Source organism: Staphylococcus sp. EG-SA-2 (genome assembly GCF_017152085.1).
In genome coordinates, this window is the sequence record NZ_JACYHC010000353.1 from 1 (window position 1) to 297 (window position 297).

Consider the following 297-nt stretch of genomic DNA (forward strand, 5'->3'; position numbering starts at 1 on the left):
GCATACCAATCGATGCCAGCTCTATTTCTGACAATATCCATATATTTTGAAATTTTCTCTAATTCTTTGCCACTAACCTTTTCACCATTCAACCAAAATTGATCCTGTGTTAACTGGTCGTTAAAAGTGACTTTCGTTTCAGTGTAAAATTTTTCTAATGTAACAGATATGCTATTATTCATTGGAATGATTAGTGCTTCATCTTTTTTACCCCAATATTTTATAAGTGCAATATTCGTATGTGCACGTGCTTTGCCACTTTTAATCAACGCATTAACCTCCTAAATTCTCAATCCA

1 pseudogene is annotated in these 297 nt (G+C 33.0%); it reads right to left on the minus strand.

Features of this window, described 5'->3' with window-relative positions:
- A pseudogene (locus IDG60_RS03370) lies at nucleotides 1–269 on the minus strand (diphosphomevalonate decarboxylase); the annotation flags it as partial.
- Between the last annotated feature and the right edge of the window lie 28 nt (nucleotides 270–297).